Origin of the sequence: Pantoea sp. FN0307, assembly GCF_050113815.1 — a bacterium.
Classification (GTDB): domain Bacteria; phylum Pseudomonadota; class Gammaproteobacteria; order Enterobacterales; family Enterobacteriaceae; genus Mixta; species Mixta alhagi.
This window is the reverse complement of record NZ_JBNJSO010000008.1, coordinates 84,522-103,648: the sequence shown is the minus strand read 5'-3', so window position 1 is coordinate 103,648 and position 19,127 is coordinate 84,522. Positions and strand designations below refer to the sequence as shown.

Genomic DNA, 19,127 nt, shown 5'->3' with positions numbered 1-19,127 from the left:
TTACTTCCATGAAACGTAATTTATCGTATTTAACCTACAGCAAAGGGGCCGATAGCGGCTTCAGCGTGCTATATGGCGTGGAAGCGATTAAGGAAACCTACTGGAACTGGTTCGAGTATAAAGACCTCACCTATTCCGTCACCAGCAACGGGCTGGCGCTGGATGGCAAGCACGCCCTTGATTATGCTGACGCGGTGCATGGCGATCAGTCCGGCAGCGGTAATGACATCATGTATGCCAACGGCGGCAATGATACCGTTATGTTTGCTGGCGACAGCGTCGGCGATAACGTCATCTATCGGTTCGACCAGGACGATAAGCTGGTGATCCTCGGCAATAAAGAAATTAATGCCAACGGCAACTATCTGGATTATCTGAGCGAATGTGATGATGGTCTGCTGTTTACCTGTGGCGACAGCAGCATTTCACTGGTGGGCCTGACGCTTGATCAGGTGCATGAAAGCCAGTTCGTGCTAGCCTAAAACAACGGGTGGCTCAGGCCACCCGTTTTGTTGTTACACCAGCTGCGCCAGCCGATTAATATCAGACTGAATCGCACCCGCCGTTACATCACGTCCTGCACCCGGCCCGCGGATCACCAGTGGATTATCGCGATACCAGCGGCTTTCAATGGCAAAGACGTTATCACACGGCAGCAGCGCCGCCAGCGGATGTTCCGGACGCACCGCCTCGATACCCACACGCGCTTTGCCGTTAGCATCAAAACGCGCGACGTAGCGCAATACCAGCCCCATCTCCTGTGCCGCTTCCAGACGCTGCAGCATCTGTTCGTTTAGCGCATCGCTGTTTTCGAAAAAGTGATCGACAGAGCCTTTTTCGCAGCCCGCTGGCACCAGCGACTCAACGCGTACCTGATCCGGTTCAATATCGTAGCCCGCCTCACGCGCCAGGATAACCAGCTTACGCATTACATCCTGACCAGAGAGATCAACGCGGGGGTCCGGCTCGGTTAACCCCTGCTGCCACGCCTGATCGACCAGCTCGCTGAACGGCACCGTACCGTCAAACTGCAGGAACAGCCAGGAGAGCGTGCCGGAGAAGATGCCGCTGATCGACAGAATACTGTCGCCGCTTTCCCGCAGATCGCGCACCGTATGGTTGACCGGCAGCCCTGCGCCCACCGTGGCGTTATACAGCCAGTGACGTCCGGTTTTCGCAAATGCGTCCCGGATCTGCCGCCACTGATAGCTGCCTGACGCGCCGGCCACCTTGTTGGCGCTAATCACATGAAAACCGTGGCTGGCGAAATCAAGATATTGTTCAGCCAGCGCTTCGCTGGCGGTCACATCCAGCACCACCAGATCATCATAAGGATGCGCCCGCATCCACAGGAACAGAGACTCTTCATCCTGTGCAATCGCTTCATCTTCAAAGAAAGCCAGCGCGCGGCTGGCATCCAGCCCTTCATAGCTCAGCAGACTGCGACGGCTGTCCACCACTCCCGCCAGCACAAATTCAAAACCGGTGCGCGCCGAGAGATTTTTCTGTTCCCGGGCAAACAGCTCCAGCCAGCGCGAACCGATATTTCCTTTGCCAAACAGCATCAGGCCAATACGTTTTTCCGCGCGGAACAGCGACTGATGCAGCCCCTGAACCAGATGTTCCGTCGGGCCAACACGCAGCACCGCCACCAGGCTGATTTTATCTTCCGACTGCCAGATAAACTCTACCGGTTGATCGTTAATCTGCTGCCAGAAACGATGAGTATGCAGCGGGTTGCGGCTGACGCCCGCGCCAACCAGCGCCACCAGCGCCAGCCCTTCGCGCAGCTGCAGATGGCCTGGCAACCCGGCATCCTGCAGCAGTTCAAACACGCTGCTCACCACTTCGGAGGTATAGCAGAGCTGAAGCAGGTTGCGATCGCTATGTACGCCTATGGCCAGCGGACGAATCTGCGCCCGTTTCAGCAGATGATCGACTTCTTTATGCAGCGCATTGAAATCGTGTTGCGCCGACACTTCAATATCGATCAGGCAAACATCGTCATGACTGGTCACAATACGCGCGCCGGTGCCGGAAGCCAGCACACGCTCAATGCGCGTCGATCCCTGCTCAGGCTGATAGCTGCAGCGCAGCTGTAAATCGATATCGCTGTTGGAAACCGGCTGCAGCGTGCGGGCATGCAGTACCGGCGCTGCCAGACGCGCCAGCTCGCTGGCTTCATCCAGTCGCAGCAGCGGCAGCAGACAAGCGTCTTTTACTTTGCGCGGATCGGCGCTGTAGACTCCGGCGACATCGCTCCAGATGGTGACACGACTGACGCCCGCCAGCGCACCGATTTGCGTTGCTGAATAGTCAGAGCCGTTACGCCCCAACAGCACCGTTTCACCTGCCTCATTGCGACAGATAAAGCCGGTAACCACCAGACGCTGATGCGCATGCTGCGCGATCAGCTGCTGCAGCAGCGGCCAGGACTTTCCTTCGTCAACCTGCGGCTGCGCCGCCCGCTCGGCGCGTAAAAACTCGCGGGCGTCCAGCCAGCACGCTTCCAGATCGCGCTGCTGCAGCACTGCCGCCATCAGCCGCGCCGACCAGATCTCACCGTGCCCGACCACCTCGGCATAAACGGCGTCGGTAATTTTTCCATCCAGCAACCCAGCCAGGTGCTCCAGATCCTGAATAAAGCGGCTCAGCAACGGCTGAGCTAACTCCGGCGCGAGCAGGCCGTTGATCAGATCGGACTGATAACGACGCAGGCTCTGCTGCACCTGATGAGCCGATAAGCGATCGGTCTGGCTGAGCTTCAGCCAGCTAATCAGCTGGTTAGTGGTGCTGCCAGCGGCAGAGACCACCATTAAATCGCCCGGCTGACTGTAATCGGCCATGATACCCGCGACGCGCTGATAACAGCTGACATCGGCAAGGCTGCTACCGCCAAATTTATGCAGCTGCCTGCTCTGCGGCGCTCCCGCTGCGGCTGAAATACTCATTTCTTAATCCTCGGCTGCCACCCGGAATGCATTATCCAGATCGGCGATTAAATCTTCATGATCTTCTATCCCAACCGACACGCGCAGTAAGGTATCGGAAATCCCTGCCGCCGCACGCGCTTCTGCCGACATCCCCGCGTGGGTCATGGTTGCGGTATGGGAAATCAAACTTTCCACTCCCCCCAGCGACTCAGCCAGGGTAAATAATTCCAGCGCCTTCAGAAAACGGCGCAGACGCTGTTCGTCGCCATCAAGTTCAAAACTTAACATTGCGCCAAAGCCGCGCTGTTGACGCACCGCATGCTGATGGCCCGGGTTCTGTGGCAAAGAGGGATGATACAGTTTTTTCACCAGCGGCTGCTGCTGCAAATACGCTACAATCTCCAGTGCGTTACGCTGCGCTGCCGCCATACGCGGGCCAAGGGTACGCATTCCACGCAGCAGCAAATAGCTGTCAAAGGCAGAGCCGGTCACGCCGATATTATTCGCCCACCAGGCAAGTTCGGTTGCCACCGCCGCATCTTTCGCGATCACTGCGCCAGCCACCACATCCGAGTGACCATTGAGGTATTTGGTACAGGAGTGCACCACCAGATCGGCACCCAGCGCCAACGGATTTTGCAGAGCGGGGCTTAAAAAAGTGTTATCCACGACGCTTATCGCGCCAGCGGCGCGCGCGGCCTGACAAATCGCGGCGATATCCACCACGCGCAGCAGCGGATTGCTGGGACTTTCCACCAGTACCAGTTTCGGCTGTTCAGCCAGCGCCGCCTGCAGGGCTTCGGCATCGCCCTGATCGACAAATTTAACGCGCCAGGCGCCGCGCTTGCTTTGGCTGTCAAACAGACGATAACTGCCGCCATAGCAGTCATGCGGCGCAACCAATAAATCGCCAGGTTTCAGGAACAGCGTACAGACCAGATGAATCGCGGACATACCGGTATTGGTCATTACAGCCCCGGCCCCCCCCTCCAGTTCGGCCAGCGCACGCTGTACGACATCACGCGTAGGATTACCGCGACGCGAGTAGTCATGAGCGCGTGGCTGATTGAAATCAGTGAAGTTATAGGTGCTGGAAAGGTGAATCGGAGGGACAACGCAGCCATACTGCTCATCATCATTCAAACCGCTGCGCACTGCGATGGTTGCCTGTTTACGCGTCATAGTGCTTACTGTTCCTGAAAGACCCTGAAAGAAGGCTAACAGGATAACATCACGCCACTGGACGTCAATACATCTGGACATCTAAATGTCTTTGCGTATAGATTGAGCAAATGCGCAATAACCGCTAAAATTGCAGTGAATTGCCTCCTACTGCAGCGCAACCCAGGTAAAAGCAGCAAAGTTACGTATTAAATGCTGACTTTGATTAGTGAGGCGTGAAAATATCGGGCATAATTGGCTGAATTTCGACAATTTAACTTTTAATAATTAAGGTAACTCATGGCTGAATGGAATGGCGAATATATCAGCCCTTATGCTGAGCATGGTAAGAAGAGCGAGCAGGTCAAAAAAATTACCGTGTCTATTCCGCTGAAAGTGTTAAAAATCCTGACAGATGAACGTACGCGCCGTCAGGTAAACAATCTGCGTCATGCCACTAACAGCGAGCTGTTATGCGAAGCATTTCTGCATGCGTTTACCGGTCAGCCGCTACCGGACGATGTCGATCTGCGCAAAGAGCGCAGCGATGAGATCCCGGAAGAGGCGAAAAAGATTATGCGTGAACTGGGTAAAGATCCCGACACATGGGAATACTGATACGCTGTTTTTGCGCATAAAAAAACCCAGCCGAAGCTGGGTTTTTTCTTGCATCCGCTCCATCGAAAATAACGTAGCGTCTGCCGGGAAACTTATTTGCTGCCCGGAATGCTGAAGCGTTTGTTGAAGCGCTCAACACGACCACCGGTATCAACAACACGCTGTTTGCCGGTGTAGAACGGGTGGCATTTACCGCACACGTCCAGGTTCAGATCGTGACCCACTGTAGAGCGAGTTTTGATCACATTACCGCAAGAACAAGTTGCAGTAATTTCAACATACTTAGGATGAATACCTTCTTTCATGGGGTAACCTCAGTAAAGGCCGTGTCGCTCTCCCGCGCCAGGAAAAACCTGCGCCGGCACCACACGCGGATTGAACATTCTGGTGATTTTTGATGCCTTATTCCGCATCAAAGGCGGCGAACTATACAGAAAATAACCGCCCAATGCAATCGAATCCGCACATTTATGGCTACACAGTGTACACTACGCCGTTCAACTCTTTTTACGGATAACGTCATGCCCGTTGCTCAGGTCGCGCTGCCCGTTCCGCTCGCACGCCAGTTTGATTACCTGCTTCCCGCGCATCTTCACCCGGTGCCTGGCGGGCGCGTTCGCGTGCCCTTTGGTAACCGCACGGCAATCGGTATCGTGGTTGGCTTCAGTGAACAAAGCGATCTGCCCACCGGACAGTTGAAAAGCGTGCTGGAAACGCTCGACAGCGAAACGCTGTTTCCTGCTTCGCTATGGCGCATTTTGCACTGGGCCGCCGAGTACTATCACTATCCGCTGGGCGAGGTGCTTTTCCATGCGCTGCCGGTGCTGCTGCGCCAGGGTAAACCGGCGCAGGAAACGCCGCTCTGGCAGTGGTTTATTACCGAGCTGGGACGGGAAACCGCGCCGGAAAGCCTGAAGCGCGCGCCAAAGCAGCAGCAGGCGCTGGCCGCATTGCGCCAGCAACCGCTTTATCGCCATGAGATCACTCAACATGAACTGGCAGACGCGGCGCTCCAGGCGCTCCGCGCTAAGGGTCTTTGCGATCTGCGTGAGCATCTGCCCGCCCGTCAGGACTGGCGTGATAGTTTTGCGGTTAACGGCGAGCGGCTGCGGCTAAATACGGAGCAGGCGTTGGCAGTTGGCGCGATCCGCAGCGAAGATGAAAAATTTGCCCCCTGGCTGCTGGCAGGGATTACTGGCTCAGGCAAAACGGAAGTCTACCTTAGCGTCCTGGAAAACGTGCTGAGTCGCGGACGTCAGGCGCTGGTGCTGGTGCCGGAAATCGGCCTGACGCCGCAAACCATCGCCCGCTTTCGGGCACGCTTTAACGCCCCGATTGATGTCCTGCACTCCGGTCTGAACGACAGCGAACGTATGGCCGTCTGGCTGCGCGCGCGTCAGGGTGACAATGCCATTGTGATCGGCACCCGCTCCGCGCTGTTTACGCCCTTTGCCCGTCCGGGCGTCATCATTATTGATGAAGAACATGACAGCTCTTATAAACAGCAGGAAGGCTGGCGTTATCATGCCCGCGACCTGGCGGTATTCCGGGCGCGTGAAGAGAACATCCCGATCGTGATGGGCTCGGCGACGCCAGCACTGGAAACACTGCATAACGTGCAGAGCGGGAAATACCGTCAGCTTAACCTGAGCAAGCGCGCCGGTAATGCGCGCCAGGCGACGCAGCAGCTGATCGATTTAAAAGGCGTCCAGCTGCAGGGCGGCCTGTCGCCCGCGCTGATCCAGCGTATGCGTCTGCACTTACAGGCGGATAATCAGGTGTTGCTGTTTCTTAACCGCCGCGGCTTCTCGCCGGCACTGTTATGCCACGACTGCGGCTGGATTGCTGAATGTCAGCGTTGCGATCACTATTACACGCTCCATCAGCAGCAGCGCCAGCTACGCTGCCACCATTGCGACAGCCAGCGCCCGGTGCCGCGTCAGTGCCCGCAGTGCGGCTCGACGCATCTGGTGCCGGTGGGCCTCGGCACCGAGCAGCTGGAGCATAATCTCCAGAGTGTATTTCCGGGCATTCCGCTCTCGCGTATTGACCGTGACACCACCAGCCGCAAAGGGGCGTTGGAGCAGCATCTGGCCGATGTGTTTCGCGGCGGCGCCCGTATCCTGATTGGTACACAGATGTTGGCGAAAGGGCATCACTTCCCTGATGTAACGCTGGTATCGTTGCTGGATGTGGATGGCGCGCTCTTTTCGGCGGATTTTCGCGCCGCTGAACGCTTTGCCCAGCTCTATATTCAGGTTGCCGGGCGCGCTGGCCGGGCCGGTAAGCAGGGCGAAGTACTGCTGCAAACCCATCATCCTGAACATCCGCTGCTGCAGATCTTATTGCATCAGGGCTACGATGCGTTTGCCAGCCAAACCTTAAGCGAGCGCCGCAGCGTGCAGCTTCCGCCATTCACCAGCCATGCGCTGTTTCGTGCTGACGATCATGATAATCAGCAGGCGGCAGCCTTTTTACATCAGCTGCGCAACCTGCTGGAGGCCAGTCCGCTGCGCGATGAGTCGTTGTGGATTATGGGCCCGGTACCTGCTCTGCAGGCTAAGCGTGGCGGGCGCTATCGCTGGCAACTGTTGCTACAGCATCCTTCCCGGCTTCGGCTACAGCAGCTGCTCAAAACCAGCCTGCCGTTAATCTCCACCCTGCCGCTGTCGCGTAAGGTGAAATGGACACTGGATATCGACCCCACGGAAAGCTGATCGATGCTTACGCACAAGGTTTGCGAGCTGGATCGAAAAACCTCGAATAAGTCACAGTTTTTATGCAATTAAGGTAACGGCCCCTTATACAATCTGTTAAAAATGTGATGGCCGTCAGCTTTGACCGCAACAAGCGCAGCAGACGACACATGACGTCTTACTATTCAGGCCGGTGTAAGGAGAAAAGCGTTGGAGCAGAACCAGGAGTCAACGGCAGCCACCATGAAAGACGTGGCTGAGCGTGCGGGGGTTTCAACCGCCACCGTGTCCCGCGCACTGATGAACCCTGAAAAGGTCTCAGCGATAACCCGCCAAAAGGTTGAACAGGCGGTGATCGAAGTGGGCTACTCTCCTCACGCTCTGGCGCGGAATGCCAAACGCAGCGAATCACGCACTATTCTGGTTATTGTTCCCGACATCTGCGATCCCTTTTTCAGCGAAATCATTCGCGGCGTTGAAGTTACGGCAGCCGCTGAAGGCTATCTGGTACTGATTGGCGACTGCGCCCATCAGAATCAGCAGGAAAAGACTTTTCTGAGCCTGATGCTGACGCGTCAGATCGACGGCATGGTACTGCTGGGTTCCCAGGTGCCTTTCGATACCGGGGTGGAAGAACAGCGCAGTTTACCGCCGATGGTGATGGCGAATGAATTTGCGCCCGATCTGGAGCTTCCCACAGTGCATATTGATAACCTGACTGCAGCCTTCGAAGCGGTTAATCATTTATGGCAGCTGGGCCACCGCCGCATCGCCTGCATTGCCGGCCCGGAAGAGATGCCGCTCAGCCATTATCGTTTGCAGGGCTATATTCAGGCGCTACGCCGCCATGGGCAGGCAATCGAATCACGCTATATTGTACGTGGCGACTTTACCTTTGAAGCCGGCGCTGCGGCGTTTAAGCGGCTGATGGCTTTACCACAGCCTCCGCAGGCGCTCTTTTGCCATAACGATATTATGGCCCTGGGCGCGATGTCGCAGGCGAAAAGCATGGGCCTGCGCATTCCGCAGGACATCTCTCTGGTCGGCTTTGATGATATTGAGCTTTCACGTTACAGCGATCCTCCGCTAACTACCATTGCGCAACCGCGCTTCGCTCTTGGCCGGGAAGCGATGCTGCTCTTGCTGGAGCAATTACAGGGCCGTACCGTGAACAACGGCTCGCGCCTGCTGGAGTTTGAACTCAAGCTGCGCGGAAGCACAATGCACGCCAGCTAAGCGTTCAAATGCTGTTGATCCGGCAGTTTCAGCAGATTCTTAATCGACTCACTGCTGGTCAAACTTCCAGCCCTTGAGTAACATGGCGGGCTAATAGCCGGATAGCTAAGGTGTTGCGCTAACTTAGCGCGTTTTATCCGGCATGCATTTTCTTCTTTGAATTAGCGGAACGATTAGTGGCACAAAAAGATTATGTAGGCCGCGGGCGTTCGACGGGGACGCGTCGCAAGAAAAGTAATAGCCGCAGCAAGAAACGCAACGGCAGCTCCGGCGTTTCAAAAATTATGATCGGGCTGGCGGTAGCGGTGCTGGTGACATTCGCGGGCGGGCTATGGTTTATCGCTCATCATAAAAAAGAAGAGACGCCGATTATCCCGGATCACAAAGTCAGTGGAAACGGGTTACCGCCCAAGCCGGAAGAGCGCTGGAAATATATTAAAGAGCTGGAAAACCGTCAGCTTAGCGTGCCCACGCCAAAAGAGCCTTCCGCCGGCGGCGAAGTGCAGTCGCAAACTCAACTGACCGATGAGCAGCGCCAATTGCTGGAGCAAATGCAGGCCGATATGCGCCAGGCACCCACTCAGCTAAACGAAGTCCCGTGGAATGAACAAACGCCGATACAACGTCAGCAGACGCTACAGCGCCAGCAACAGCAGCTGCAGCAGCAGCGCATTGAGCAACAGCAACGCGTTCAACAGCAGCAAATTCAGCAGCAACAGCGTCTTGAACAGCAGCAACGTCTGCAGCAGCAGCGTGCTCAACAGCAAACCACGCAGCAAACGCATATGCTGCCGCAAAATGGCGCTCAGCAGCCGGTAAATGCGCCGAAACCCCAGGAAAACAGCCGCGTTAAACCGCAGGAAACCGCCAAAGCCAAAGCGGTGGAAAAAGAGAAGTCGCAGCGCTGGATGGTGCAGTGCGGCTCGTTTAAAGGCAGTGAGCAGGCGGAATCGATCCGCGCCCAACTGGCCTTTGAAGGTTTTGAAAGCCGTATCACTAACGGCGGCGGCTGGAACCGAGTGGTTATCGGGCCCTATAACAGCCGCGCCAGCGCCGACAGCACCCTGAAACGCCTGCGCAGTTCCGGTCATTCAGGCTGTATTCCTCTCGCGGTTGGGGGTTGAAACCCTTCAATCCTGCCCCATATCTTGTTGCATTATGCTTCGCGCCACACAGCGCGAAGCTCTTTTTCCACTGTAACAAGGGGTCTGCCCGTGACAACGATAGTAAGTGTACGACGCAACGGCCACGTAGTAATTGGCGGTGATGGCCAGGCTACGCTCGGTAATACCGTAATGAAAGGCAACGTCAAAAAAGTGCGTCGTCTCTACAATGATAAGGTGATTGCGGGTTTTGCTGGCGGTACAGCCGATGCCTTTACGCTGTTCGAGCTTTTCGAGCGTAAGCTGGAAATGCATCAGGGCCATTTGGTTAAAGCCGCGGTGGAACTTGCTAAAGACTGGCGAACCGACCGTATGCTGCGCAAACTTGAAGCGCTGCTGGCGGTGGCGGATGAAAACGCCTCGCTGATTATTACCGGCAATGGTGATGTTATCCAACCTGAAAACGATCTGATCGCGATTGGCTCCGGCGGCCCGTACGCCCAGGCGGCGGCACGCGCCATGCTGGAAAATACCGAGCTAAGCGCTCGCGACATTACCGAAAAAGCGTTGGGTATTGCAGGTGATATCTGCATCTACACCAACCACAATCTGACTATTGAAGAATTAGCGTCCAAAGCGTAAGGATCGAAACTATGTCTGAAATGACTCCGCGCGAGATTGTCAGCGAACTGAACAGATTTATCATCGGCCAGGATGGCGCCAAACGTGCTGTGGCGATCGCCCTGCGCAACCGCTGGCGTCGTATGCAGCTGGATGAAGATCTACGCCATGAAGTTACGCCGAAAAATATTCTGATGATTGGCCCGACCGGCGTAGGTAAAACGGAAATCGCCCGTCGCCTGGCTAAGCTGGCTAACGCGCCTTTTATCAAGGTTGAAGCGACCAAATTCACCGAAGTCGGCTACGTCGGTAAAGAAGTGGATTCTATTATCCGCGATTTGACCGATGCGGCGATGAAAATGGTACGTATGCAGGCGATTGAACGCAATCGCTACCGCGCAGAAGAGATGGCTGAAGAACGCATTCTCGATGCGCTGATCCCTCCGGCTAAAAATAACTGGGGCCAGCCAGAGCAAAATGCCGAGCCGTCTGCTGCGCGCCAGTCCTTCCGTAAAAAACTGCGCGAAGGCCAGCTGGATGACAAAGAGATTGAGATCAACCTGGCCGCCGCGCCGATGGGCGTAGAAATCATGGCGCCTCCAGGCATGGAAGAGATGACCAGCCAGCTGCAGTCGATGTTCCAGAATCTGGGCGGACAAAAGCAGAAGCCGCGCAAGCTGAAGATCAAAGATGCAATGAAGCTGCTGGTGGAAGAGGAAGCGGCCAAGCTGGTCAATCCAGAAGAGCTGAAAGAAGAAGCGATCGAAGCGGTTGAGCAACACGGTATCGTGTTTATCGACGAGATCGATAAAATCTGTAAGCGTGGCGAAACCTCAGGCCCGGATGTTTCTCGCGAAGGCGTGCAGCGTGACCTGCTGCCTCTGGTAGAAGGCTGCACCGTCTCTACCAAGCACGGCATGGTTAAAACCGACCATATCCTGTTTATCGCTTCCGGCGCATTCCAGGTAGCCAGCCCGTCAGATCTGATTCCGGAACTGCAGGGTCGTCTGCCGATTCGCGTTGAGCTGCAGCCGCTGACCGTAAACGATTTCCAACGTATCCTGACCGAGCCAAGCGCTTCCGTTACCGTGCAGTATAAAGCGCTGATGGGAACCGAAGGCGTTAATATCAGCTTTACCGAAGATGGCATTCGCCGTATCGCTGAAGCGGCATGGCAGGTTAACGAAACCACTGAAAACATCGGTGCGCGTCGTCTGCATACGGTGCTGGAGCGTCTGATGGAAGATATTTCCTATGATGCCAGCGATCGCAGCGGTGACAGCATTACCATTGATGCCGCGTATGTTTCGCAGCATCTGGATCAGCTGGTTGCTGACGAAGACCTCAGCCGCTTCATTCTGTAAGCGGTATTTAGCATCAGTAAGGAGGCTACGGCCTCCTTTTTTATTGCTTTCTTCTGCGCCTGAACCACGTCAATTTGACGGAGGTTAAGGTGGCTGCGTGTATACCGCCGTAGACTCGATCTACCTCTTTTGGATTAAAAACGGCGGCGGTCTCACTTATGGAACATATTCAACCGGCAACGTTCTTTCACTTCCGCGCCTGGATGGAAAGCCTGCGCTTGCGCACTTTGCCGCTGGCATTCGCCTCTATTCTGACAGGCTCTGCTCTGGCCTGGTGGCAGGGCGCTTTCAGCCTGACCATCGCCCTGCTCTGCTTCCTGACCAGTGGTCTGCTGCAGGTGCTATCTAATCTGGCTAACGATTATGGGGATGCGGTAAAAGGCAGCGACGGTAGCGAACGTCTGGGCCCTTTGCGCGGCATTCAAAAAGGCGCGATTACCTTAGCGCAGCTGCGGACATCGATAGTTATTGCTACCGGAATGGCGCTGATCTGCGGCATTTTACTGATTAGCTATGCCTGTCACAGCCTGAGCGATATGTTGAGTTTTCTGCTGCTGGGGGCGCTGGCGATTGTCGCAGCCATTGCCTACACCGTAGGAAAAAAGCCCTATGGCTACCTGGGCCTGGGCGATTTATCGGTGTTGATATTTTTCGGCTGGCTGGCCGTCAGCGGCAGCTTTTACCTGCAGAGCCACCTTATCAAACCGCTGGTGCTGTTACCTGCAACGGCCAGCGGCCTGCTGGCGGCGGCGGTGCTTAATATCAATAATCTGCGCGATATTGAAACCGATCGTCAATGCGGCAAGATGACGCTGGCAGTACGGCTGGGCGCTGCTCACGCTCGCCGCTATCACCTGCTGCTGCTGAGCGGCGCGCTGCTCTGCTATGCCGCCTTTGCCTGTTTCGCCCGCCCAGGCTGGGGAAGCTGGCTTTTTCTGCTCTCTGCGCCGCTGTTCTGGCAACAAGGCCTCTATATTCTGCGTGAAAGATCGCCCCTTGCTATGCGTCCCATGCTGGAAAAAACGGTGAAAGCAGCGCTGCTGGCGAACGTGCTGTTTTCTATAGGGATGCTGCTTTGATTGATATATCGCAACCTTTGCACCATTGATGATTTTGCCAACAACTTAAATAAAGCGATATACTTACCGCTCCTGTGGCAAACAGACGAAAATCCTATGAAATACGATACTTCCGAACTCTGCGACATCTATCACGAAGACGTAAACGTGGTAGAGCCCCTTTTCTCCAATTTTGGAGGTCGCACCTCGTTTGGCGGCCAAATCACGACGGTGAAATGTTTCGAGGACAACGGCCTGTTATACGACCTGCTGGAAGAAAATGGCCGGGGTCGTGTGCTGCTGGTAGATGGCGGCGGCTCAGTGCGGCGCGCGCTGGTTGATGCGGCGCTGGCTCAGCTGGCGGTGCAGAACGAATGGGAAGGCATTGTGGTCTACGGCTCGGTCCGCCAGGTTGACGATCTGGAAGAGCTGGATATTGGTATCCAGGCTATTGCCGCTATTCCGGTTGGCGCGGCGGGCGAAGGCATTGGCGAAAGCGATATTCGCGTTAACTTTGGCGGTGTTACCTTCTTTTCCGGCGATCATCTGTACGCGGACAACACCGGTATTATCCTGTCGGAAGATCCGCTGGATATTGAATAGCGGATGCGGTTACTGCGCCTGAGCTTGTCGCCAGGGCAGATCGCGGACAGCAAAAACGGGTGCCTGGGCACCCGTTTTTTATGTTCGATGAAAGCAGCATCCGTGCGGATTAAACTTCTTCCATCTTACCTAACAAAGCCCGCAGGCGCTCCTGCCACTGAACCTGTTCTTCTTTCAGGTGCTGGTTTTCACGCACCAGCGCTTCGCTGTTTCCCGAGGCCTGTTGAACTTCATGTTTCAGGCTGTTGTTCTGCTCTTTCAGCTCTTCGATTTCCATCTGCAGCAGCGTGATGGTATCAATCGCCTGCTGTACTTTCGCTTCCAGTTTCTCGAATACTTCAAATGACATTCTATGACTTCTCCTAATCGCAAGGCGTTGATGATGCCAGCCGCAGACGACGAGACATCACAAAACTTCGTAAAAAAATCTAACACTCCGATTGTAAGTAGCCGCACAGCCCAAGTCCAGCGGCGAACCGTTGTGAAGCGCAGTATGTAACACTTTTCAGCATATACCGAAAGCGGTACGGCAGCCTAATCGTTGATAATGGCCCGTTTGTTAACAAAACGAACGCAACGTGCAGCGAGAGGTGACAAAAATGATGTTTAAAGAACAGCAAAAGACGCGAAAGCGAGCATTTTTTTGATGGACTACACAGTTTTAGCGTTCGCTATTTCTCGTTTATGCGCGTTAACGATAAATTCACAACAGCCCTACATTTGTTTGGGTAGCTCAATGGAATGAAAACAACGATTGATAAAATTTAACCTCGCCTTCAGGAATTTCATTATGAGTCAGACAGCAACTAGCACACTCAAAGGTCAGTGCATTGCCGAATTTATTGGAACCGGCATGATCATCTTCTTCGGCGCTGGCTGTGTCGCCGCAATGAAGCTGACTGGCGCCGCTTTCGGTCAATGGGAAATTTGCATTGTCTGGGGCCTGGCCGTGGCCATGGCCGTCTATATGACGGCAGGGGTTTCAGGCGCACACCTGAACCCAGCCGTTACCGTCGCACTTTGCCTGTTCGCCAATTTTGAAGGACGTAAAGTTGCCCCTTATATTGTGGCTCAGGTCGCCGGAGCATTCTGCGCCGCCGCACTGGTTTATGGACTTTATTACAGCTTATTTATTGACTATGAAAGCAGCCATCAGATGCTACGCGGCAGCGCAGAAAGCCTCGATCTGGCCGGCATATTTTCAACCTACCCTAACCCGCATATTAGTGTAGGGCAGGCGTTTCTGGTGGAGATGGTGATTACGGCAGTATTGATGGCTGTGATTATGGCGCTTACCGATGATGGCAATGGCGTACCTCGTGGGCCATTAGCACCGCTGCTTATTGGTTTGCTGGTTGCGATTATCGGTGGTGCAATGGGGCCGCTGACCGGATTCGCACTGAACCCGGCACGTGATTTTGGTCCAAAAATTTTCGCCTGGCTGGCAGGCTGGGGTAACGTCGCCTTTACCGGTGGCCGTGATATTCCCTATTTCCTCGTGCCGATTTTTGGCCCGCTGGTTGGTGCCTGTCTGGGAGCCTGGGGTTATCGCTCACTGATCTGCCGTCATCTGCCCTGCAACCTTAATATCACGCAGGATACCAAAGCGGGAAAGCCGGTCGCGCGCGCTGAGCAGCATAAAGCGTAACAGTGTTTAATCTTTGCACATCAGGAATTGATTATGTCTACAGATAAAAAATATATTGTCGCGCTCGATCAGGGCACTACCAGCTCTCGTGCTGTGGTTCTTGACCATGACGCCAACATCGTGGCCGTTTCCCAACGCGAATTTACACAAATCTATCCGAAAGCGGGCTGGGTTGAACACGATCCGATGGATATCTGGGCTTCCCAAAGCTCTACGCTGGTTGAAGTGCTGGCGCATGCGGATATTCGCTCTGACCAGATTGCTGCTATCGGTATTACTAACCAGCGCGAAACGGCGATTGTCTGGGATAAAGAATCTGGCAAACCGATCTATAACGCAATTGTCTGGCAGGATCCACGCACGGCTGACTACTGCGAAAAGCTGAAAAAAGAGGGGCTGGAAGAGTACATTCAGCACACCACGGGTCTGGTAATTAACCCCTATTTCTCTGGCACCAAAGTGAAATGGATCCTCGATCATGTGGAAGGTGCACGCGAGCGCGCCAAACGTGGCGAGCTGCTGTTCGGAACCGTGGATACCTGGCTTATCTGGAAAATGACCCAGGGCCGGGTACATATTACCGACCACACCAACGCATCGCGTACCATGATGTACAACATTCATAAGCTGGAATGGGATCAGCGGATGCTGGACATCCTCGACATTCCGCGTGAAATGCTGCCGGAAGTGAAATCTTCATCTGAAGTGTATGGGCAAACCAATATCGGCGGTAAAGGCGGAACGCGTATTCCTATCGCCGGTATCGCTGGCGATCAGCAGGCGGCACTGTATGGCCAGCTCTGTGTATTGCCGGGTATGGCGAAAAATACTTACGGTACCGGCTGCTTTATGCTGATGAACACCGGCACCGAGGCGGTCACCTCTACGCACGGCCTGTTAACCACTATCGCCTGCGGCCCGCGCGGTGAAGTTAACTATGCGCTGGAAGGTGCCGTGTTTATCGGTGGTGCCGCAATTCAGTGGCTGCGCGATGAGATGAAACTGATCAGCGATTCTGCCGACTCAGAATATTTCGCCATGAAAGTAAAAGACTCAAACGGCGTCTATATGGTTCCTGCCTTTACCGGTCTGGGCGCGCCTTACTGGGATCCCTATGCGCGTGGTGCGCTGTTTGGTCTGACGCGCGGCGCAAATGCCAATCATATTATTCGTGCAACGCTGGAATCTATCGCCTATCAGACGCGCGACGTGCTGGAAGCGATGCAGAATGATGCCAATACGCGTCTGCAATCCCTGCGCGTTGACGGCGGCGCGGTCGCAAATAACTTCCTGATGCAGTTCCAGTCCGATATTCTCGGTACCCGCGTAGAGCGGCCGGAAGTACGTGAAGTCACCGCCCTGGGTGCGGCCTATCTTGCCGGTCTGGCAGTGGGCTTCTGGAAAGATCTGGATGAAGTACGTGCGAAAGCGGTTATTGAGCGCGAATTCCGCCCGAGCATTGAAACCACCGAGCGAAACTATCGCTACGCCGGCTGGCGTAAAGCTGTGGCCCGTGCCCAGGCATGGGAAGAGCACGACGAGTAATGCTTCAGGCCCGCGTCGCCAGGCGGCGCGGGCTTTTCTCTCCCCTTTCCCCGCTGTGATACACTTTCGCCTCATTTGTTTTTTCAGAGGCTGGTCATGAAACGAGAACTCGCCATTGAATTCTCCCGCGTTACCGAAGCTGCCGCTCTGGCAGGCTATAAATGGTTGGGTCGCGGCGACAAAAATCAGGCTGATGGCGCAGCAGTGAATGCCATGCGCATTATGCTCAACAAAGTTGATATCGACGGTCAGATTGTTATCGGCGAAGGTGAAATCGATGAAGCGCCGATGCTCTATATCGGTGAGAAAGTCGGCACCGGCAACGGCGATGCCGTTGATATCGCTGTCGATCCGATTGAAGGCACCCGCATGACCGCCATGGGTCAGGCGAATGCGCTGGCCGTGCTGGCGGTTGGCGACCGGGGCACGTTCCTGAATGCGCCCGATATGTATATGGAAAAGCTGATTGTCGGCCCCGCCGCCAAAGGCCATATCGATCTCAACCTGCCGCTGGAAACTAACCTGAAAAATATCGCAGCGGCATCAGGCAAAACGCTGGATGAACTGACGGTAACCATTCTGGCGAAGCCGCGCCATGATGACGTGATCAGGCAGATGCAGCAGCTGGGCGTGCGCATTTTCGCGATCCCCGACGGCGATGTCGCCGCCTCTATCCTGACCTGTATGCCCGATAGTGAAGTCGATGTGCTGTACGGCATCGGCGGTGCGCCGGAAGGCGTGGTATCAGCAGCGGTGATCCGCGCGCTGGATGGCGACATGCAGGGGCGTCTGCTGCCTCGTCATGAGGTGAAAGGGGAAAGCGAAGAAAACCGGCGCCTGGGCGAGCAGGAACTGGCGCGTTGCCATGAAATGGGGATCAACGCCCATCAGGTGCTGACGTTAGATATGATGGCGCGTAACGACAATGTGATTTTCTCCGCCACCGGCATTACCAGTGGCGACCTGCTGAAAGGCATTACGCGCCAGGGAAATATCGCAACCAGTGAAACGCTGCTGATCCGGGGTAAATCAAGGACTATCCGCCGTATTCAGTCGATTCACTATCTCGATCGCAAGGATACGGCGCTGCATCCGTGGATCCTGTAAGCATCAAATGGCCTGCGGTTCGGGGCCTTTTGATAGCGGCCACCAGCACAGCAGCATTAACACTGCAGTCGCGCACATCAGCATGCCCAAGCTAAACTGGCTGTTCTGCGGCAGCATCGCCGACAGCCAGGCAACCAGCCCGGAACCCAGGTTCTGTAGCCCGCCAATCAGTGCGCCAGCCGTCCCCGCCAGCCAGGCGTAAGGCTCCATCGCGCCAGATGTTGCCAGCGGAAACATCATCCCGGCGCCAAAGAAAAACAGGGATGCCGGTACCAGCAGCGTCCAGATATTCATGATGCCAAACCAGGCGGGCAGCCACATCAGAACGCCAGCCAGCAGGCAGCTGTTTACCGCATACCACATCAGCGTATGAAAGCTTTTCTCGTCACGTCCGGCAAACCAGGCGCCGAAAAAGGCTGCCGGGATCGGCAGAATAAACAGAATACTGATGGTCATTGCATCCAGCCCCAGCACGCCGCCCATCAAAATGCCGCAGCTTGCCTCATAGACGGCAATCCCCGCCAGCGCGCCAATAAGCATAATCAGATAGCGAACAAAAATGCGATCGCTCAGTAATGGCCGATAACGCGAAAACAGTGGCCGGGTTTCGCTCGCCAGAGGACGGGTTTCCGGGAGCCAGCGCGCCATTGCGCCGGTGACCAGCAAACACAGCAGCAGCAGGAAAGCAAAGCAGGCGTGCCAGCCAAACAGATGCGTTAGCATCGCGCCGATCATTGGCGCTGCAAGTGGGCTGACAAGAATCCCCATATTTAACAGGCTGTTTGCCTGACGCAGCGCGCTGCCGGCATATAAATCACGCGGCATGGTCCGCGCCATCACGCCTGCGACGCCGGTGCCTAATCCCTGCAGGGCGCTGGCCGCTATCAGCCAGTCAATAGAAGGCGCAAGCAATGCCCCCAGCGCGCCCAGCATAAAAATAGCCATGCCCGCCAGTATTACCGGTTTACGTCCCACGCTATCGGAGAGAGGCCCGTAAATCAGCTGTGAACTACCATAGGTCATCAGGTAGGCGGCCATTACGCGCTGCATTACGCCATCGCGTATGTTAAAAGATGCAGCAATGTCGGCCATTGCCGGGACATAGATGGTTTGTGCCATTTGTCCTACCGCCACCAATACAATCAGCATCAGTAACAGATGTCCGTTTTCTATCTTTTTCATAGCCACTTAGAAGAAAGTTACAGAATAAAAGCCCACTGTTTGACTGTTATGTAGCAAATCAGTGGGGATTTCAGGTTTGATGGCGGCAAAAATAGCAGTTTGCTCACAGAAGGGAATGACGCAGCGATAAGTTTTTTTGCCATTCTGTCAGCAGAAATTGCCCTTCTTTGTAAAACTAACTATACGGCCGCACAAACTGATACCTCCTTTTGTCGCGCAGAGCTTTTCTGGCGCAGGCAGGCTGGAAAAAAC

17 protein-coding genes are annotated in these 19,127 nt (G+C 55.1%); 12 read left to right on the top strand and 5 right to left on the bottom strand.

Annotated features, from left to right (window positions below; translation table 11 throughout):
• Positions 1-8 precede the first annotated feature (8 nt).
• On the top strand, positions 9-482 hold the full coding sequence (locus ACQE3Z_RS18905; protein WP_426974954.1) for a hypothetical protein: 474 nt from the start codon (positions 9-11) through the stop codon (positions 480-482).
• Between the two features lie 33 nt (positions 483-515).
• Here ACQE3Z_RS18905 and ACQE3Z_RS18900 read toward each other — a convergent pair whose 3' ends face one another.
• Positions 516-2,951: a bifunctional aspartate kinase/homoserine dehydrogenase II gene (locus tag ACQE3Z_RS18900; RefSeq protein WP_426974953.1), complete on the bottom strand. Its 2,436-nt coding sequence runs from the start codon at positions 2,949-2,951 to the stop codon at positions 516-518.
• Between the two features lie 3 nt (positions 2,952-2,954).
• Positions 2,955-4,115, bottom strand: a complete 1,161-nt coding sequence (gene metB / locus ACQE3Z_RS18895) for a cystathionine gamma-synthase (RefSeq protein ID WP_426974952.1) — start codon at positions 4,113-4,115, stop codon at positions 2,955-2,957.
• A gap of 279 nt (positions 4,116-4,394) precedes the next feature.
• On the opposite strand from metB, the gene metJ reads away from it, so the two are divergent.
• Positions 4,395-4,712: a met regulon transcriptional regulator MetJ gene (metJ, locus tag ACQE3Z_RS18890; RefSeq protein WP_038629044.1), complete on the top strand. Its 318-nt coding sequence runs from the start codon at positions 4,395-4,397 to the stop codon at positions 4,710-4,712.
• Positions 4,713-4,804: 92 nt separating this feature from the next.
• On the opposite strand, the gene rpmE is transcribed toward metJ, so the two are convergent.
• Complete coding sequence (gene rpmE, locus ACQE3Z_RS18885) at positions 4,805-5,017, bottom strand: 50S ribosomal protein L31 (RefSeq protein ID WP_085069375.1); 213 nt, start codon at positions 5,015-5,017, stop codon at positions 4,805-4,807.
• Between the two features lie 216 nt (positions 5,018-5,233).
• Between rpmE and priA the strand changes: the two genes are divergently transcribed.
• From priA to rraA, 7 genes are all read left to right on the top strand, one after another.
• Positions 5,234-7,429 carry a primosomal protein N' gene (gene priA, locus ACQE3Z_RS18880; protein WP_426974951.1) on the top strand — a complete coding sequence of 732 codons (2,196 nt, stop codon included), beginning with the start codon at positions 5,234-5,236 and terminating at the stop codon, positions 7,427-7,429.
• A gap of 189 nt (positions 7,430-7,618) precedes the next feature.
• Positions 7,619-8,644, top strand: coding sequence for a DNA-binding transcriptional regulator CytR (gene cytR / locus ACQE3Z_RS18875; RefSeq protein ID WP_426974950.1), 1,026 nt, complete (start codon positions 7,619-7,621; stop codon positions 8,642-8,644).
• Positions 8,645-8,820: 176 nt separating this feature from the next.
• A complete protein-coding gene (ftsN, locus tag ACQE3Z_RS18870) occupies positions 8,821-9,768 on the top strand; it encodes a cell division protein FtsN (protein ID WP_426974949.1) in 948 nt (315 codons plus the stop codon).
• 90 nt (positions 9,769-9,858) lie between these two features.
• On the top strand, positions 9,859-10,389 hold the full coding sequence (gene hslV / locus ACQE3Z_RS18865) for an ATP-dependent protease subunit HslV (protein ID WP_085069368.1): 531 nt from the start codon (positions 9,859-9,861) through the stop codon (positions 10,387-10,389).
• 11 nt (positions 10,390-10,400) lie between these two features.
• The gene (gene hslU, locus ACQE3Z_RS18860; RefSeq protein WP_250651181.1) at positions 10,401-11,732 is read left to right on the top strand and encodes an HslU--HslV peptidase ATPase subunit; all 1,332 of its coding nucleotides are present in this window, start codon (positions 10,401-10,403) and stop codon (positions 11,730-11,732) included.
• A 158-nt stretch (positions 11,733-11,890) separates the two neighbouring features.
• Positions 11,891-12,811 carry a 1,4-dihydroxy-2-naphthoate polyprenyltransferase gene (locus tag ACQE3Z_RS18855; protein ID WP_426974948.1) on the top strand — a complete coding sequence of 307 codons (921 nt, stop codon included), beginning with the start codon at positions 11,891-11,893 and terminating at the stop codon, positions 12,809-12,811.
• Between the two features lie 96 nt (positions 12,812-12,907).
• Entirely contained in the window at positions 12,908-13,393 is a 486-nt protein-coding gene (gene rraA / locus ACQE3Z_RS18850) for a ribonuclease E activity regulator RraA (protein ID WP_085072261.1), read from the top strand.
• A 109-nt stretch (positions 13,394-13,502) separates the two neighbouring features.
• Here rraA and zapB read toward each other — a convergent pair whose 3' ends face one another.
• Entirely contained in the window at positions 13,503-13,742 is a 240-nt protein-coding gene (gene zapB, locus ACQE3Z_RS18845; protein WP_085069362.1) for a cell division protein ZapB, read from the bottom strand.
• 441 nt (positions 13,743-14,183) lie between these two features.
• On the opposite strand from zapB, the gene ACQE3Z_RS18840 reads away from it, so the two are divergent.
• The 3 genes from ACQE3Z_RS18840 to glpX all read left to right on the top strand — a co-directional run bounded on the left by ACQE3Z_RS18840 (position 14,184) and on the right by glpX (position 17,693).
• Positions 14,184-15,041 carry an MIP/aquaporin family protein gene (locus ACQE3Z_RS18840; RefSeq protein WP_426974947.1) on the top strand — a complete coding sequence of 286 codons (858 nt, stop codon included), beginning with the start codon at positions 14,184-14,186 and terminating at the stop codon, positions 15,039-15,041.
• Positions 15,042-15,071: 30 nt separating this feature from the next.
• Complete coding sequence (glpK, locus tag ACQE3Z_RS18835) at positions 15,072-16,586, top strand: glycerol kinase GlpK (protein ID WP_085072260.1); 1,515 nt, start codon at positions 15,072-15,074, stop codon at positions 16,584-16,586.
• A 96-nt stretch (positions 16,587-16,682) separates the two neighbouring features.
• On the top strand, positions 16,683-17,693 hold the full coding sequence (gene glpX, locus ACQE3Z_RS18830; RefSeq protein WP_250651184.1) for a class II fructose-bisphosphatase: 1,011 nt from the start codon (positions 16,683-16,685) through the stop codon (positions 17,691-17,693).
• A 3-nt stretch (positions 17,694-17,696) separates the two neighbouring features.
• Here the strand turns inward: glpX and emrD are convergent, their stop codons facing one another.
• Positions 17,697-18,875: a multidrug efflux MFS transporter EmrD gene (gene emrD / locus ACQE3Z_RS18825; RefSeq protein WP_426974946.1), complete on the bottom strand. Its 1,179-nt coding sequence runs from the start codon at positions 18,873-18,875 to the stop codon at positions 17,697-17,699.
• Positions 18,876-19,127 lie beyond the last annotated feature (252 nt).

Bases quoted from the DNA above. Each gene is read 5' to 3' on its own strand.
- glpX (WP_250651184.1), top strand. From the start codon at position 16,683: ATGAAACGAGAACTCGCCATTGAATTCTCCCGCGTTACCGAAGCTGCC.
- rpmE (WP_085069375.1), bottom strand. From the start codon at position 5,017: ATGAAAGAAGGTATTCATCCTAAGTATGTTGAAATTACTGCAACTTGT.
- hslU (WP_250651181.1), top strand. From the start codon at position 10,401: ATGTCTGAAATGACTCCGCGCGAGATTGTCAGCGAACTGAACAGATTT.
- ACQE3Z_RS18900 (WP_426974953.1), bottom strand. From the start codon at position 2,951: ATGAGTATTTCAGCCGCAGCGGGAGCGCCGCAGAGCAGGCAGCTGCAT.
- metJ (WP_038629044.1), top strand. From the start codon at position 4,395: ATGGCTGAATGGAATGGCGAATATATCAGCCCTTATGCTGAGCATGGT.
- rraA (WP_085072261.1), top strand. From the start codon at position 12,908: ATGAAATACGATACTTCCGAACTCTGCGACATCTATCACGAAGACGTA.
- zapB (WP_085069362.1), bottom strand. From the start codon at position 13,742: ATGTCATTTGAAGTATTCGAGAAACTGGAAGCGAAAGTACAGCAGGCG.
- ACQE3Z_RS18855 (WP_426974948.1), top strand. From the start codon at position 11,891: ATGGAACATATTCAACCGGCAACGTTCTTTCACTTCCGCGCCTGGATG.
- priA (WP_426974951.1), top strand. From the start codon at position 5,234: ATGCCCGTTGCTCAGGTCGCGCTGCCCGTTCCGCTCGCACGCCAGTTT.
- ACQE3Z_RS18905 (WP_426974954.1), top strand. From the start codon at position 9: ATGAAACGTAATTTATCGTATTTAACCTACAGCAAAGGGGCCGATAGC.
- ACQE3Z_RS18840 (WP_426974947.1), top strand. From the start codon at position 14,184: ATGAGTCAGACAGCAACTAGCACACTCAAAGGTCAGTGCATTGCCGAA.
- metB (WP_426974952.1), bottom strand. From the start codon at position 4,115: ATGACGCGTAAACAGGCAACCATCGCAGTGCGCAGCGGTTTGAATGAT.
- emrD (WP_426974946.1), bottom strand. From the start codon at position 18,875: ATGAAAAAGATAGAAAACGGACATCTGTTACTGATGCTGATTGTATTG.